Here is a 13,635-nt window from a genome sequence, read left to right as displayed (position 1 = left end):
CGTAACGGGGGACGTTACGGAGTCGGCCGGGGGTCCGGGCGCCGAGCAGCGCCCGGGCCCCGTGCCTTCCCCCTCTCCCTCCTCCCCCTCCGCCCCCGGTTCCGCCGCCTCCGCCGGTTCCTCCGGCTCCGCCCGGCCCGACGACGTGATCAGGACCCGCGGCCTGACCAAGCGCTTCCGGGGCGGCCAGCTCGCCGTGGACGGCCTGGACCTGAGCGTGCCGCGCGGCTCCGTCTTCGGCTTCCTCGGCCCGAACGGCTCCGGCAAGACCACCACCATCCGGATGCTGATGGGCCTGATCGCCCCCACCTCCGGCGTGGCCACCGTCCTCGGCGAGCCGATGCCGCAGTCCGTCGCCTCCGTGCTGCCCCGGGTGGGCGCGCTGATCGAGGGCCCGGCGCTGTACGGCTTCCTCTCCGGGCGGGACAACCTGGTCCGGTTCGACGCCGCCGACCCGACCGCCGACCCGCGCACCCGGCGCCTGCGCGTCGAGACGGCGTTGGAACGGGTCGGGCTGAGCGCCGCGGCGGCCAAGAAGGCCCGCGCGTACTCGCTGGGCATGAAGCAGCGGCTCGGCCTGGCGTCGGCGCTGCTCCAGCCGCGCGAGCTGCTGGTGCTGGACGAGCCCACCAACGGGCTGGACCCGCAGGGCATGCGCGAGATCCGGGCGCTGGTGCGGGAGGTCGCGGCGGAGGGGACCACGGTGTTCCTCTCCTCGCACCTGCTGGACGAGATCGAGCAGGTCTGCACGCACGCGGCGGTGATGTCCCGGGGCCGGCTGGTGGTGCAGGGCACCGTCGCCGAACTGGCCGCCCGCGCGCAGGGCCGGCTGGTGGTCCGCACGCCGGACGTGGCGCACGCCGTGGAGGTGCTGGCGGCCCACCGGGTCGGCTCCCTGCTGCCCGGCGACGGGCGGGTGGACGGCGATCTCGGCGCGCTCGGCCCGCTCGGCTCCCCGGTCGAGGAGGCGCTGCCGAAGCTGTGTGCGGCGCTGGTCGAGGCCGGGGTGCGGGTGCACGGGTTCGGGCTGGAGCGGGGCACGTTGGAGGACGCCTTCGTGGCGCTGACCGGGGAGGGCTTCGATGTCGCAGGCTGAGCTGTCACAGGCCGGGGCGGTATCTGTCGGGGCGCAGCCGGTCGGTGCGCAGCCGGTACGGGCCGGGCGGAGGCCGCAGACGGCGGCCGGGTTCCTGGCGCTGTTCCGCAACGAACTGCACCTGACCTTCCGCCGGATGCGCACCAAGGTGCTGCTGGGGATCCTGGCGGTGCTGCCGATCCTGATCGGCGTGGTCGTCAAGCTCAACACGGGCAGCCCGCACGAGGGCGGCGGCGGGGTGAACTTCATCGCGCAGACCACCCAGAACGGCCTGTTCCTGGTCTTCACCGCCCTCGCGGTCGCGCTGCCGGTGTTCCTGCCGATGACGGTCGGCGTGGTCGCCGGGGACTCGGTCGCCGGCGAGGCGGCCACCGGGACGCTGCGCTACCTGCTGGTCGCCCCGGCCGGGCGCACCCGGCTGCTGGCCGCCAAGTTCACCGCCGGGCTGGTGTTCTGCCTGGCCGCCACCGCGGCGGTCGCGGCGGCGGCGCTGGCCACCGGCGCCGCGCTGTTCCCGCTCGGCGAGGTGACGCTGATCTCCGGCGACACCATCGGCTTCGGTGACGCGCTGTTGCGGGCGGTGCTCGTGGCCGGGGTGGTGGCGGCCTCGCTGGCCGGGCTGGTGGCGATCGGGCTGTTCGTCTCCACGCTCACCGGCAGCGGCATCGCGGCGATGGCCGCGACCGTCGGGCTGGTGGTCACCGTGCAGATCCTGGACGCCTTCCCGCAGCTGGACGCCGTCAGGCCGTTCCTGTTCACCCATTACTGGCTCAGCTTCGCGGACCTCCTGCGCCAGCCGATGTACTGGGACGACGTGTGGAAGGACCTCGGCCTCCAGGCAGCCTACGTCGCCGTGTTCGGCGCGGCGGCCTGGTCCCGCTTCACCAGCCGGGACATCAGCGTCTGACCGCCGCCTCGGCGGGGGCGGACCAGAAGCGGCGGATCAGAAGGGCCGGATCAGCTGGGGCGGATCAGCGCCTGACGGCCGCCTCGGCGGGGGCGGGCTGCGGCACGGCCGCGGCCCGCCCCGCGCGGTCGGCCCGCACCTGGCGCAGCGCGTCCCAGGTGAGCACCGCGAGCGCCAGCCAGACCAGGCCGAAGCCGGCCCAGCGGGCGGGCGGCATCGACTCGTGGAACACCGCCACACCGATCAGGAACTGGAACACCGGCGCCAGGTACTGCAGCAGCCCGAGCACGGTCAGCGGCACCCGCACGGCCGCCGCGCCGAAGAACAGCAGCGGGATCGCCGTGATCACCCCGCTGAGCATCAGCAGCCCGGAGTGCCCCCAGCCGTACGAGCCGGCCACCGTGTGGCCGAAGGTGCCGCGCCCGCTGACCTCCAGGTAGATCAGGTAGCCGAGCGCGAACGGGAACATGAAGGCGCTCTCCGCCGCCAGGCTCTCCAGCCCGCTCAGCCCGACCTTCTTCTTCAGCAGCCCGTACGTGGCGAAGGAGAGCGCCAGGGTGAGCGCGATCCACGGCAGCCGCCCGTACGCGACGCTGAGCACCGCGACGGCGGCCGCGCCGACGCCGACCGCCGCCCACTGCGCCGTCCGCAGCCGCTCCTTGAGCACCAGGACGCCGAAGCCGATGGTGACCAGCGGGTTGATGAAGTAGCCGAGGCTGGTCTCGACGACGTGCCCGGCGTTGACGCCCCAGATGTAGACGCCCCAGTTGATCGAGATCACCGTGGCCGCGCCGGCCAGCATGGCGAGCCGTCGGGGCTGGCGCAGCAGCGGGCGTATCCAGCTCCAGTGCCGCTGGGCGATCAGCAGCAGCACCACGGCGAGCAGGGACCAGACCATCCGGTTGGCCAGGATGTCGTCGGCGGCGCCGGGCTCCAGCAGTGGCCAGAACAGGGGGAAGAGGCCCCAGATGCCGTAGGCCGCGACGCCGTACCAGAGGCCTCGACCGCTGTCCTGCTGGGTTGTCTCTGGCATGGCCGCCTGCCCTCCGCGCGCGTGTGTCGAGGTGACGGTAGCTGGCGGAGGGGCAGGCTGTCATCTCCGTTTCCGCATTTTGGTCATGACATCGCTGACCTCGGGAAACGCGGGGCTCATCGCCGGCCCGGAGCGCCTCAGGCCTGGAGCGCCTCAGGCCTGGAGCGCGGCGCGCACCGACTCGGCCAGCGGGACGGTCGGGCGGCCGATCAGCCGGGCCAGGTCGCCCGGGGTGCCGGCCAGCTCGCCACGGGCGATGCCCGCGTCCACGTCCACCAGCACCTCGGCGAAGCCCTCCGGCAGGCCCGCGCCGACCAGCGCCGCGAGGTGCTCCGCCGGCGCCACGTCCTGGTGCGCGACCGGCTGCCCGGAGACCAGCGCCAGCTCGGCCGCCAGCTCCGCCAGGCTCCACGCGGCGTCGCCGCTCAGCTCGTACACCCGGCCCTCGTGGCCCTCGCCGAGGAGGACGGCGACCGCCGCGTCCGCGTAGTCCTTGCGCGGGGCGGTGGCCACCCGGCCGTCCCCGGCGCTGCCGAGCACCACGCCGCGCGCCACCGTGCCGGCCGCGTCGCCCAGGTAGTTCTCGGTGTACCAGCCGTTGCGCAGCAGGACGGACGGCAGGCCGGACGCGCGGATCAGCTCCTCCGTCGCCTGGTGCTCGTCGGCCAGCCGGAAGGTCGCCGCGCCCGGCGCGCTCGTGTAGGCGAACAGCGCGACGCCTGCCGCACGGGCCGCGTCGACCACCGCGCGGTGCTGCGGGATCCGGCGGCCGACCTCGCTGCCCGAGATCAGCAGCACCCGGTCGCCGGCCGCGAAGGCGCCGGCCAGGGTCGCCGGGTCGTCGTAGTCGACCACGCGGACGGCGACCCCGCGCGCGGCCAGGTCGGCCGCCTTCTCGGCGGAGCGGACGGCGACGGCCACCTCGCTCGCGGGGACCGCGGCCAGCAGGCCTTCGACGACGAGACGGCCGAGCTGGCCGGTGGCACCGGTGACGACGTACATGGGGATGCTCCTCGGGTGGGTTTCTGCCTCGATGGGGTTCCTGCCTCGAAACTCACCCTAGGGACTGCACTAACCTTTCGAAAGTACGCACTTCAAAGTACGGTACTGACATGAAGGTAATGGCAGGACAGTCATGAGGACCCTGGAGGAAGGCCGCCCGGCCGTCCCGCTGCGCGAGCTGCCGCCGGCCGACGTGTTCGACCGCATGTGCCCGTCCCGGGGCGTGCTGGAGCACGTCACCAGCCGCTGGGGCGTCCTCGTGCTCGGCGCGCTGCGCGAGCGCGGCTACCGCTTCAGCGAACTGCGCCGCCGGGTCTCCGGCGTCAGCGAGAAGATGCTCGCGCAGACCCTGCAGACGCTGGAGCGCGACGGCTTCGTGCACCGCGAGGCCCACCCGGTGATCCCGCCCCGGGTCGACTACAGCCTCACCCCGCTCGGCCGGGAGGCCGCCGAACTGGTCGCCGCCCTCGCGCACTGGTCCGAGCAGCGGGTCCCCGCCGTCGAGGCCGCCCGCGCGGAGTACGACGCCCGGCCTAGCGTTCGCTGATCAGGGCCGCCAGCCCGTCCAGGACGCGGGCCAGACCGAAGGCGTACGCGTGGTCCGGGTCGTACGCGCCGCCGTGCGCCTCGCCGGCGGCGGCGCCCACCCGGGCCGCGACCGGGTAGCGCTCGGCGTCGAAGACCTTGGCGAGCAGTTCGGCGTTGGCGTCCCACCACTGCGCGTCGGTCATCGCGCTGTCCTGCCGGGCGGCGCGCTCGTCGGCGGCCATCCGGGCGCAGGTCTGGACGAAGCCCAGCAGGTGGGTGAGCGCCGCGTCCAGTTCGACGTCGGGCAGGCCGGTGCCCTCGAAGGCGCGCAGCTCGTACTCGTACTTGGCCATCAGGCCCGGGCCGAGCGGCGGGCGGCTGGTGGAGACCGCCGAGACCCACGGGTGGGCTCGGTGCAGCGCCCGGTTGTCGTCGGCGACGGCGGTGACCCTGGCCCGCCAGCCGTCGTCGGCGGGGGTGCTGCGCGGCGTCGTCGCGTAGACGGTGTCCAGCATCAGGTCGAGCAGTTCGGCCTTGCCGGGGACGTAGGTGTACAGCGCCATCGGGGACAGCCCCAGCTCCTGCGCCACCCGGCGCATGGTGACGGCGTCCACGCCCTCGGCGTCGGCCAGGGCGATGGCCACGGCGGCGATCTCGCCGGTCGAGCGGGCCTGCCGCGGGCCGCGCCGGCCGGGCTTCTCCTCGGCGGTCAGCCCCCAGAGCAGGGCGAGGGTGCGCGCCGGATCTCCTGCGCTGCTGCGGTCCGTGGCCATGAGGGGATCTTTTCACGGCCCCGCCGGCAGCTCGACGGAGCGACGGCCGGTCGCTCGGCGGTCCGGCAGCCCGGTGCCGGCGTCATACGAGCGCCGGGTGGATCAGCCGCCCGTGGTGGATGAGCGAGGCGGACTGCTTGAGCCGGTTCACCCGGACGCTGATCTCGTAGCCGCGGACGCCCTCGACGTGGGCCAGGCGGTCGGTGAGGTAACGGTAGAAGTCGGGGGTGTCCCGGCAGGCGACCACGGCCATCAGGTTGTGGCGTCCGCTGATCGCGGCGACGAACACGCACTCCTTGTGGCCGCCGACCTCCTCGCCGACCTGGTGCAGCCGCGGCAGGTCGACCTGCAGCCACAGGGTGGCGTTGAGCCGGTAGCCGAGGCGCTCGGGCAGGGTGTCGACGTCGTACGTGAGCGAGCCGGCTGCCTCCAGTGCCTCCAGGCGACGGGCGACCCGGGGCTTGGACCAGCCGGTGACCTCGGCCAGGTGGGTATGGGTGGCCCGGCCGTCCTCGGCGAGCGCGCGCAGCAGCGGCAGGTCCTGTTCACCCAGGGGCGTCGACGAGGCCATCGCCGGGGCGGGGTGTCCGGAGGTCAGCCGCCGCACCTGTTCGGGGGTGAGCGAGGCGTCGGGGTCGGTCCAGGACGCGGTTCCGGGACCGCCGTAGATACGCATGACCAGGTCGACGTTCACGTCCAGGACCGCGCCCGCTCGCGGCAGCTGGCGCAGCAGCAGGTCGTCACGGTCGGTTCCGGCGGGGGACCGGATGATGCAGATGATCTCCGAGCCGCCGGAGGCGGTGCCGACGTACGCCACCTCGGACCGGCGGGCCAGTGACCGGGCCAGCGGTGCCACCGCATCAGGTCGGCAGCGCAGCCGGACGATCCACTCCGCCTGGCCGTCGGCGTTCAGGTTGCCCAGTCCGACGACGCGCAGCAGGCCGTCCCGCCGCAGGGCGGTGTAGCGGCGCGCCACAGTCTGTTCGGACACACCGATGACCTCCCCGAGCCGCCGGAACGAGACCCGGGGCGCGCACTGCAAACCGTGGATGATTTTGCGGTCCAGATCGTCAGCCATGGAGGAATGGTCCCATCGTCAACCGCCCAGCTGGAGGTTCCGGGACGCTTCGTGGGATCGACCGCGGGTTTCGGGCGCCTCGGGGAGAAGCTGATCGGCGGCTCCACGGGCGGCTGCCGTCGGCCGTCGCCCCCGGGAGCGGGCGCACGCTCCCGGCGGCGCTCCGAGAACGCGGGGCCTCCCCCGCAGCAGCCGAAGGAACGACCCCGTGAACTCCACAACGACGCCGGACCCCAGGGCCGGACGGGCCGCCACGCTCGTCATGGCCTGCCTGGGCGTCTTCGTCGCCTACCTGCCCGTCACCACCGTGTCGGTGAGCCTGCCGGCGATCCAGCGCGCGCTGGGCGCGTCGACCTCCGAACTGTCCTGGGTGTCGGACGCGTTCGTGCTGCCGATGGCCGCGCTGATCCTGACCACCGGCGTCTGGGGCGATGTCCACGGCCGCAAGAAGGTCTTCCAGACCGGCATGGTCCTCTGTGCGCTGGGCGCCGCGATCTCGCTGCTGTCCAACTCGGTGCAGGCACTGTGGGTCGGGCAGGCGGTCTCCGGCATCGGCGCCGCCGCTCTGCTGCCCACCACACTCACGCTGATCAGCCATGCCGTGCCCGACCACCGTGAGCGGGGCAGGTTCATCGGCTTCTGGGCGATGAGCCTGACGGCCCCGCTCGCCGTCGGCCCGCTGATCGGCGGCGCCCTGCTGGAGCACACCACCTGGCGCTGGATCTTCCTGCTGCCGATACCGCTCTCCGTGGCCCTGCTGGCCGTCGCCGCGTTCCGGCTGCCCGACTCGCGCGCCCCGCACGGCCGCCGGCTCGACTGGCCCGGCCAGATCACCGCCGCCGTCGCCGTCACCGCACTGGTCTACGGCGTCATCGAGGGCGGCGCGGGAGGCTTCGACGAACCCGCTGTGATCACCGCGCTGACGCTCGGCGCGGTCGCCGCCGGAGCCTTCGTCCTGGTGGAACTCCGCAGTGCCGGCCCGATGCTGGACCTGGCGCTGTTCCGCAGCCCCGCGTTCACCGCCACCGCGCTGGTGGCCGTGGTCAGCTTCCTCGGCCTGATCGGCTTCTTCTTCGTGCTCAGCCTGTACTTCGGCCTGGTCCAGCACCTGAGCACCATGCAGGCGGCACTGCGGATGGTGCTGGTGTCCGGCACCTCGCTGGTGGCCGGCCTCCCGGTCGGACGGCTGATGCACCGGATCCCGGCGAGGGTGCTGATCACCTCCGGGCTGGTGCTGATCGCCACCGCGATGTTCGCCATGACCGGCGTCGACGCCCACACCTCCTACGCGGCGCTGACCTGGCGGCTGGTACTGCTCGGACTCGGCATGGGCGCGGTGCTCACCCCGATGACCGCCTCCGCGGTCTCCGCCGTTCCCTTCCACCTGGCCGGGATGGCCGCGGCCGGCAACAACGCGATCCGCCAGGTCGGCGCCGCGCTCGGCCCCGCCGTCCTCGGGGCGCTGCTCACCACCCGTGCCCTGAACGCCCTGCCCGAACAGCTCGCGAACGCCGGCGTCCCGGACCGGACCGGCGCGCGCGTCCTGGACGCCGCCCGCGAACACGGCCTGGGCGCCGTCGCCGGACTCGACCTCGGCCCCGCCACGGGACAGGCCCTGACCGCGCTGAGCAACTCCTTCCTGGACGGCATGCGGCTGTGCCTGCTGGTCTCCGCCGGCCTCGCCCTGCTGGCCGCGCTGGCCTGCGCCCTGCTGCTGAGGAGCCCGTCGAGCGCGGCACCGAGGGCGGCTGGTCCGGGACGGCCGGTGCCGGAAGCGGAGCAGGCCGCGGTCCCGGTTGCGGTCCCGATTACGGTCCCGGTTGCGGCGCAGCCGGCCTGAGGACCCGCCCGGCGATCTTTCCGCGAACCCCGGCGGAGCCCCCGGCCGGTGCGCCGGCCGACCGTGATCGATCTCGGCGCCGACCGCTGTACCGGTGCTCCCCGAGGCCGGGCTACCGTCTCTCCATGACCAGCGTCCCGACCAGCAACGGCCCGAGTGGCGGCGGCCCGAGCGGTGGCGGCCCGAGTGGCGGCGGCCCGAGCGGTGGCCCGGACCCGCTCCCGGGCACCGACACCCCCGAGGCCATCCGGCCCCGCGTCACCTGCCGCCGCTGCCACCGCCCGCTGCACGACCCGGAGTCGCGGATCCTGCGGCTCGGCCCGGAGTGCCGCGATCCGGCGGAGCGGGTCGCGCGCTTCGACGTCGACCAGGATCCGCTGCCGGGCATCGGGTGACGCACGTCGGGTGACGGGCGTGGCCCGGTGCCCCCTGTTGTAGCGCCCGTCAGGTGTTGTAGCGCCCGTCAGGCGCGCCGGAAGAGGCGGCGCAGGAGGCCGGGGCGGGGTTCCGGCTGCTCCTGGGGCGCCACCTCGGCCTGCTGGACTTCCCCGACCTCCCGGGCTTCCCTCGCCTCCCGGGCCTCCCTGGCCTCCTGCGCCTCGGCCCGCTCGATCATCCGCCGGGCCAGGTCGAGGTCGGCCCGGGGCAGCCAGGGCGCGGTGAGCGACAGCGCGGCGAGCGAGCGCAGGACGGTCACCACACGGGTGCGGCGGGCCCGGGCGCTGTAGTGCAGCCGCTGCCGGAGCCGGTCGGCGATGTCGGCGCGGGTCTCGGGGTGCGTCCAGCCGATCGCGACGAGGGCGAAGCCGGCCGCCTCGACCACCCAGTCCTCGGGCCCGAGCAGCAGGTCGACCAGCACGCGGCGGCGCTCGGAGTCCTCCCACGGCTGGTCGGTGCGGTGGTGGGCGATGCCGAGGCAGGCGAAGACCTGGACGGCCCGCACCCACAGTTCGGGCTGGTGGGCGAGCAGGGCCCGGCCGAGCTCGTCCTCCCGGGGCATCGGCGGGTGGACGAGCGCGCCGAGCAGGTCGTCGAGCGGCAGCCCGGCCAGCCGGACGGCGTGGTCGTAGGCGGCGGGGACGGTCGCCCAGACGATCTCGGCGGTGGCCCGGACGAGTTCGGCGCTGTCCGGTGCGGGCGGGGCGACGGCCGGGCGCGGGTCGGTGCCGTCCCAGGCCCAGATCCGGGTGGCCGGTTCGGCCAGCGGGAGCCGGGGGTCGGGCTCGGCGACGGACTGGTAGGCGACGGTGGAGCGCGGCAGGGCGAGGCGGACGGCCAGCAGGGAGCTGGGCGGTTCCATGGCGGAGGCGCTGCACTCGATCTCGCTGTCGCGGGTGGTGCCGGGGGCGGCGAGCACCTGGTGCAGCACGTTGACGGTCGCCTCGGTGGCGCCGGAGACCATGCCGAGCCAGGGTTCCCGGTGGCTGAGCCGTTCCAGCAGGTCCTGGGCGTACTCGTGGTCCGGGTGGGCACGGTGGTGGTCGGCCAGGGCGAGCAGGTGGGCGGTGTCGCCGTCGGCGGCGTGCCGCAGGCCGTACCGGGCGGGGGCCGCCTTGGGGTGGTCGGGTTCGGTGGCGAGCACGCGGTCCAGCCAGGGCAGGCCGTCGGCGGGGCGGCCGAGGGCGCCGTACAACTCGGCGACGTCGACGGCGAGGTAGCTGCTGGAGTTGTCCCGCTCCGGTTCGACCCGGGCCAGTTCGGCCTCCCAGACGGCGAGCGCCCGTTCCGGCCGGCCGTGCGCGCGCAGGGCGTTGCCGAGCATCACGGACGGCAGGTAGCCGGGGGACAGCAGGTGGGCCAGTTCGGCGAGTTCGACGGCGCGGTCGGTGGCGCCGAGGCGGCGGGTGAGGCCGGAGGCCATCGCGAGCAGCAGTGCGTGGTCGCCGTGGCGGGCCACCACGGACTGGACGAAGTCCTCGAACGGCTGGACGGCTTCGGCGAGTTCGGCGGGCAGCGGATCGGGCAGTCCGCCGGTGGCCCGGGCCACCGCCTGGGCGACGGCGTCCGGGTCGACGAGGGCGGGAAGGTCCTCGCGGGCGAGCCAGGCGGCGTGCGCCCAGGGTCTCGCGGGCTCGTACTGGATCGCGGAGGCGAGCAGGCCGACGGCGGTGTCCCAGTCCCCGGCGGCGGCCTCGACGTGGGCCCGGCAGGCGACGGTGCCCAGGTAGACCTGGCCGTCCAGCGGGAACAGGTCGCGGGCGGCGGCCGGTCCTCCGGCGGCGGCGCACAACTCGGCCAGCGCCTCGTGCAGTTCGGGGAGCTGGGGGTCGGCGAGGATCGCGTCGGCCAGGTGGTCGGCGGCGTGCGGGAGGTCTCCGGAGTCGATCGCCAGCCGGGCCACCGCCACCTCGCCCTCCGCCGCCAGCCGCTCGTCGCCCTCGTCGTCGGCGTGCCCCATGTGGTCGTCCCCCCGCTCGCGGTGTCTGCCCTGTGCGCGGACGAGGCTATCCCGCGCATCTGATGACCGGATGATCAATCTGTCGGTGTGTCGGACGAGCTGGAATTGGCCTGAATCACGCCCACCTTCTGGGCCGGATACACCTCGAACGAGTGGTTTGGGTGCTGGTCTACGCCTTTTCCCGGAATCGGCGCACCACGATGTTCCCGGCTCTTCGCTCCCGAAGCATCCCCGGAGCACCCCGAAGCGCCACCGAAGCGCCCTCACCTCGACGACAAGCGAGAAGTGACGATGAAGCTCTCCCGCACCCTGTCCATGGCCGCCTCGGCCGCCGTCCTGAGCACCGTCGCCCTGGGCACCACCGCCCTCACCGGGCACGCCACACCGGCAGCCGCCGCCTCGTTCGTGGTCAGCGAGGCCCAGTTCAACCAGATGTTCCCGAGCCGGAACTCCTTCTACACCTACCGCGGCCTGACCGACGCCCTCAGCGCCTACCCCGGGTTCACCACCACCGGCAACGACGCCACCCGCAAGCGCGAGGCCGCGGCGTTCCTCGCCAACGTCAGCCACGAGACCGGCGGCCTGAAGTACGTCGTCGAGCAGAACACCGCCAACTACCCGCACTACTGCGACACCTCGCAGCCCTACGGCTGTCCCGCCGGCCAGAGCGCCTACTACGGGCGCGGCCCGCTCCAGATCAGCTGGAACTTCAACTACAAGGCGGCGGGCGACGCCCTGCACATCGACCTGCTGCACGACCCGTACCAGGTCGAGAAGAACCCGGCCGTCTCCTGGAAGACCGGCCTCTGGTTCTGGAACTCCCAGAAGGGCGCCGGGACGATGACCGCGCACGACGCCATCGTCAACGGCAAGGGCTTCGGCGAGACCATCCGCAGCATCAACGGCGCCCTGGAGTGCAACGGCAAGAACCCGGACGAGCGCAACGACCGCATCAACCTCTACAAGAAGTTCGTCGGCGTCCTCGGCACCGACGTCGGCGGCGGCAACATCTCCTGCTGAAGCGGTGGGAGTTGAGCAGGAAGTCGGCCGGGCCGACTTCCTGCTCACGGGGGCGCTTCGCGGATGCGGCCGTTGCCGTACGAGCGAGTGGCGATGGCACCCGCCCCGGCCACCGTCACCGATCCGCCGAACGGCCTGCGGGCGGGGCGCCGAGTACCTACGTTCGGGGACATGACGACGACCGCATCGCAGGAAGCGTTCCTGAAGGCCTTCCACGCCGAGCATCCGGCGCTGACCTCGGACGTGCTCGGCCGCGCCAGGGCTTCGGACGGCAGGACCAGCTACCAGGTCCTCCGCGACCGCGCCGACGGGAGCCGCCGGGTGCTCGACCTCGGCTGCGGCGACGGGCTGTTGCTCGAACTGCTCGCCGGGACCGGCGGTCGCGAGCTGGCCGGGATCGACCTGTCCCCCGAGGCGCTCGCGCTGGCCCGCCGCCGACCGGCCCTCGCGGGCGCCCGGCTGGCCGTCGGACGGGCGCAGGAACTCCCCTTCACGGACGGCGCGTTCGACGCCTGCGTCTCCCACCTCGCGCTGATGCTGATGGGCGACCTGGAACTGGTCACCGCCGAGATCGCCCGGGTGCTCGCCCCTGGAGGACTGCTCGCCTGCGTACTCGGCGGCGGAATGGTCGGCGGCGAGGTCCATGAGCGGTTCGGCGAGCGGCTGTCCGCCGCCCTCGCCGAGCTCCCCGCGGACCGTCGTATCCCGGCGCTGGGCGATCGGCGGGCGCGGAGCCGCGAGGGCCTCGCCGGGCTGCTCGGGCCGGCCGGGTTCGGGACGGTGGGGTGGGAGACGGTCCTCATCGACCTCGGCGGCCCGGCGGAACGGGTGTGGGAGGCCGTGTCCGGCGTCTACGACATGGGCCCGCTCGACGAGGAGGCCCGCGCCGCCCTGCGCGAGGCGTTCCTCGCGGAGGCCCGGGCGGCATCGGGCTCGGCGGACGGGCACCTCCCGTACGGGTTCAGGATCCACCTCGCGACGGCGCGGCTGCGGTGAGGCCGGTCCCGTCGGGCACCTGAATATTTCATCACGAGAAATATTCAGGTGGTCGTCGGCGTTGGCCACGGAGCCGGGTGCGGGAAGGCCCCGCACGGCTGGAGACGGGAGCGACGCCGTGCGCGTGGAGATCTGGACCGACATCAACTGCCCGTGGTGCTACATCGGCAAGGCCCGGTTCGAGCAGGCCCTGGAGCGGTTCCCCCACCGTGGGGACGTGGAGGTCGTCCACCGCTCCTTCGAGCTCGACCCCCACTCGCCGGCCGAGGCACGACCGGTCGTCCCGCTGATCGCCGCCAAGTACGGGCTCAGCCTGGAGCAGGCCGAGGCGGCGGAGGCCCGGATCGCGGACAACGCGCACGGGGAGGGGCTGGCGTACCTCCGCGAGGGCCGCGACGCGGCGAACTCCTTCGACATGCACCGCCTGCTGCACTTCGCCAAGGACCACGGGCGGCAGGGGGAGCTGCTGGACGCGCTGTACCGGGCCAACTTCGCCGACGCGCGATCCGCGTTCGCGGAAGGACGGCTGGTGGAACTGGCCGTCGAGGCGGGCCTGGACGGGGAGGCCGCGGCGGCGGTGCTGGCCGATCCGGACGCCTACGCGGAGGCGGTGCGCGAGGACGAGGCGACGGCGGGCGCGATGGGCGCCACCGGGGTGCCGTTCTTCGTGTTCGACCGGCGGCTCGGGGTCTCGGGCGCCCAGCCGGCCGAGACGTTCACGGCGGCGCTGGAGCAGGCTTGGGAGAGCCGGGTGGTGGTGCCGCTGCTGGTCGGCGGCGCCGGTGGCGGCACGAGCGGTGACGGCAGCGGCGAGGTCTGCGGGCCGGACGGGTGCGAGCTGCCGCAGCGGTGAGGTGAGGGGCGCGGGGGAGGGATTGGGCGGGGGCGCCGTCCAGCGCCCCCCCCGGCCGGTGTCGTTTAAAAAAAAACGAGCCCCCCAGACAAAACCCGGAAGGGGGTGGCG

13 protein-coding genes are annotated in these 13,635 nt (G+C 73.9%); 8 read left to right on the top strand and 5 right to left on the bottom strand.

Annotation, left to right across the window (positions count from 1 at the left end; all coding sequences use genetic code 11):
* Positions 1 to 61 precede the first annotated feature (61 nt).
* Together ACFVTF_RS20230 and ACFVTF_RS20225 are read left to right on the top strand one after the other, a co-directional pair.
* Positions 62 to 1,096: an ABC transporter ATP-binding protein gene (locus ACFVTF_RS20230; protein ID WP_387815156.1), complete on the top strand. Its 1,035-nt coding sequence runs from the start codon at positions 62 to 64 to the stop codon at positions 1,094 to 1,096.
* Positions 1,083 to 2,003, top strand: coding sequence for an ABC transporter permease (locus ACFVTF_RS20225; RefSeq protein ID WP_387815154.1), 921 nt, complete (start codon positions 1,083 to 1,085; stop codon positions 2,001 to 2,003). The genes ACFVTF_RS20230 and ACFVTF_RS20225 overlap by 14 nt, the downstream gene beginning before the upstream one ends.
* 64 nt (positions 2,004 to 2,067) lie before the next feature.
* On the opposite strand, the gene rarD is transcribed toward ACFVTF_RS20225, so the two are convergent.
* Positions 2,068 to 3,036, bottom strand: a complete 969-nt coding sequence (gene rarD / locus ACFVTF_RS20220) for an EamA family transporter RarD (RefSeq protein WP_387815152.1) — start codon at positions 3,034 to 3,036, stop codon at positions 2,068 to 2,070.
* A gap of 153 nt (positions 3,037 to 3,189) precedes the next feature.
* Positions 3,190 to 4,038 (bottom strand): SDR family oxidoreductase, encoded by an 849-nt coding sequence (locus ACFVTF_RS20215; protein ID WP_387815150.1) that lies wholly within the window; start codon positions 4,036 to 4,038, stop codon positions 3,190 to 3,192.
* Between the two features lie 133 nt (positions 4,039 to 4,171).
* Between ACFVTF_RS20215 and ACFVTF_RS20210 the strand changes: the two genes are divergently transcribed.
* The gene (locus tag ACFVTF_RS20210) at positions 4,172 to 4,585 is read left to right on the top strand and encodes a winged helix-turn-helix transcriptional regulator (protein WP_387815148.1); all 414 of its coding nucleotides are present in this window, start codon (positions 4,172 to 4,174) and stop codon (positions 4,583 to 4,585) included.
* Here ACFVTF_RS20210 and ACFVTF_RS20205 read toward each other — a convergent pair.
* Both ACFVTF_RS20205 and ACFVTF_RS20200 read right to left on the bottom strand, forming a co-directional pair.
* Complete coding sequence (locus tag ACFVTF_RS20205; protein ID WP_371517422.1) at positions 4,572 to 5,339, bottom strand: TetR/AcrR family transcriptional regulator; 768 nt, start codon at positions 5,337 to 5,339, stop codon at positions 4,572 to 4,574. The genes ACFVTF_RS20210 and ACFVTF_RS20205 overlap by 14 nt on opposite strands.
* 82 nt (positions 5,340 to 5,421) lie before the next feature.
* Complete coding sequence (locus ACFVTF_RS20200) at positions 5,422 to 6,417, bottom strand: Lrp/AsnC family transcriptional regulator (RefSeq protein WP_387815146.1); 996 nt, start codon at positions 6,415 to 6,417, stop codon at positions 5,422 to 5,424.
* 262 nt (positions 6,418 to 6,679) lie between these two features.
* Between ACFVTF_RS20200 and ACFVTF_RS20195 the strand changes: the two genes are divergently transcribed.
* Together ACFVTF_RS20195 and ACFVTF_RS20190 are read left to right on the top strand one after the other, a co-directional pair.
* A complete protein-coding gene (locus ACFVTF_RS20195; protein ID WP_387815227.1) occupies positions 6,680 to 8,257 on the top strand; it encodes an MFS transporter in 1,578 nt (525 codons plus the stop codon).
* 125 nt (positions 8,258 to 8,382) lie between these two features.
* Entirely contained in the window at positions 8,383 to 8,652 is a 270-nt protein-coding gene (locus tag ACFVTF_RS20190) for a DUF6011 domain-containing protein (protein ID WP_387815144.1), read from the top strand.
* A 68-nt stretch (positions 8,653 to 8,720) separates the two neighbouring features.
* On the opposite strand, the gene ACFVTF_RS20185 is transcribed toward ACFVTF_RS20190, so the two are convergent.
* Positions 8,721 to 10,655, bottom strand: coding sequence for a hypothetical protein (locus tag ACFVTF_RS20185; protein WP_387815142.1), 1,935 nt, complete (start codon positions 10,653 to 10,655; stop codon positions 8,721 to 8,723).
* Positions 10,656 to 10,940: 285 nt separating this feature from the next.
* Here ACFVTF_RS20185 and ACFVTF_RS20180 point away from each other — a divergent pair, with 285 nt between their 5' ends.
* The 3 genes from ACFVTF_RS20180 to ACFVTF_RS20170 all read left to right on the top strand — a co-directional run bounded on the left by ACFVTF_RS20180 (position 10,941) and on the right by ACFVTF_RS20170 (position 13,524).
* Positions 10,941 to 11,675: a chitinase gene (locus tag ACFVTF_RS20180; RefSeq protein ID WP_387815140.1), complete on the top strand. Its 735-nt coding sequence runs from the start codon at positions 10,941 to 10,943 to the stop codon at positions 11,673 to 11,675.
* 171 nt (positions 11,676 to 11,846) lie between these two features.
* Positions 11,847 to 12,671, top strand: coding sequence for a class I SAM-dependent methyltransferase (locus tag ACFVTF_RS20175; protein WP_387815138.1), 825 nt, complete (start codon positions 11,847 to 11,849; stop codon positions 12,669 to 12,671).
* 118 nt (positions 12,672 to 12,789) lie between these two features.
* The gene (locus ACFVTF_RS20170; protein ID WP_371517429.1) at positions 12,790 to 13,524 is read left to right on the top strand and encodes a DsbA family protein; all 735 of its coding nucleotides are present in this window, start codon (positions 12,790 to 12,792) and stop codon (positions 13,522 to 13,524) included.
* The last annotated feature ends 111 nt before the right edge of the window (positions 13,525 to 13,635 follow it).

Source organism: Kitasatospora sp. NPDC057940 (assembly GCF_042887425.1).
GTDB lineage: Bacteria > Actinomycetota > Actinomycetes > Streptomycetales > Streptomycetaceae > Kitasatospora.
This window is presented reverse-complemented; position numbering and strand designations above follow the sequence as displayed.

Bases quoted from the DNA above. Each gene is read 5' to 3' on its own strand.
- ACFVTF_RS20225 (WP_387815154.1), top strand. From the start codon at position 1,083: ATGTCGCAGGCTGAGCTGTCACAGGCCGGGGCGGTATCTGTCGGGGCG.
- rarD (WP_387815152.1), bottom strand. From the start codon at position 3,036: ATGCCAGAGACAACCCAGCAGGACAGCGGTCGAGGCCTCTGGTACGGC.
- ACFVTF_RS20215 (WP_387815150.1), bottom strand. From the start codon at position 4,038: ATGTACGTCGTCACCGGTGCCACCGGCCAGCTCGGCCGTCTCGTCGTC.
- ACFVTF_RS20210 (WP_387815148.1), top strand. From the start codon at position 4,172: ATGAGGACCCTGGAGGAAGGCCGCCCGGCCGTCCCGCTGCGCGAGCTG.
- ACFVTF_RS20205 (WP_371517422.1), bottom strand. From the start codon at position 5,339: ATGGCCACGGACCGCAGCAGCGCAGGAGATCCGGCGCGCACCCTCGCC.
- ACFVTF_RS20200 (WP_387815146.1), bottom strand. From the start codon at position 6,417: ATGGCTGACGATCTGGACCGCAAAATCATCCACGGTTTGCAGTGCGCG.
- ACFVTF_RS20195 (WP_387815227.1), top strand. From the start codon at position 6,680: ATGGCCTGCCTGGGCGTCTTCGTCGCCTACCTGCCCGTCACCACCGTG.
- ACFVTF_RS20190 (WP_387815144.1), top strand. From the start codon at position 8,383: ATGACCAGCGTCCCGACCAGCAACGGCCCGAGTGGCGGCGGCCCGAGC.
- ACFVTF_RS20185 (WP_387815142.1), bottom strand. From the start codon at position 10,655: ATGGGGCACGCCGACGACGAGGGCGACGAGCGGCTGGCGGCGGAGGGC.
- ACFVTF_RS20175 (WP_387815138.1), top strand. From the start codon at position 11,847: ATGACGACGACCGCATCGCAGGAAGCGTTCCTGAAGGCCTTCCACGCC.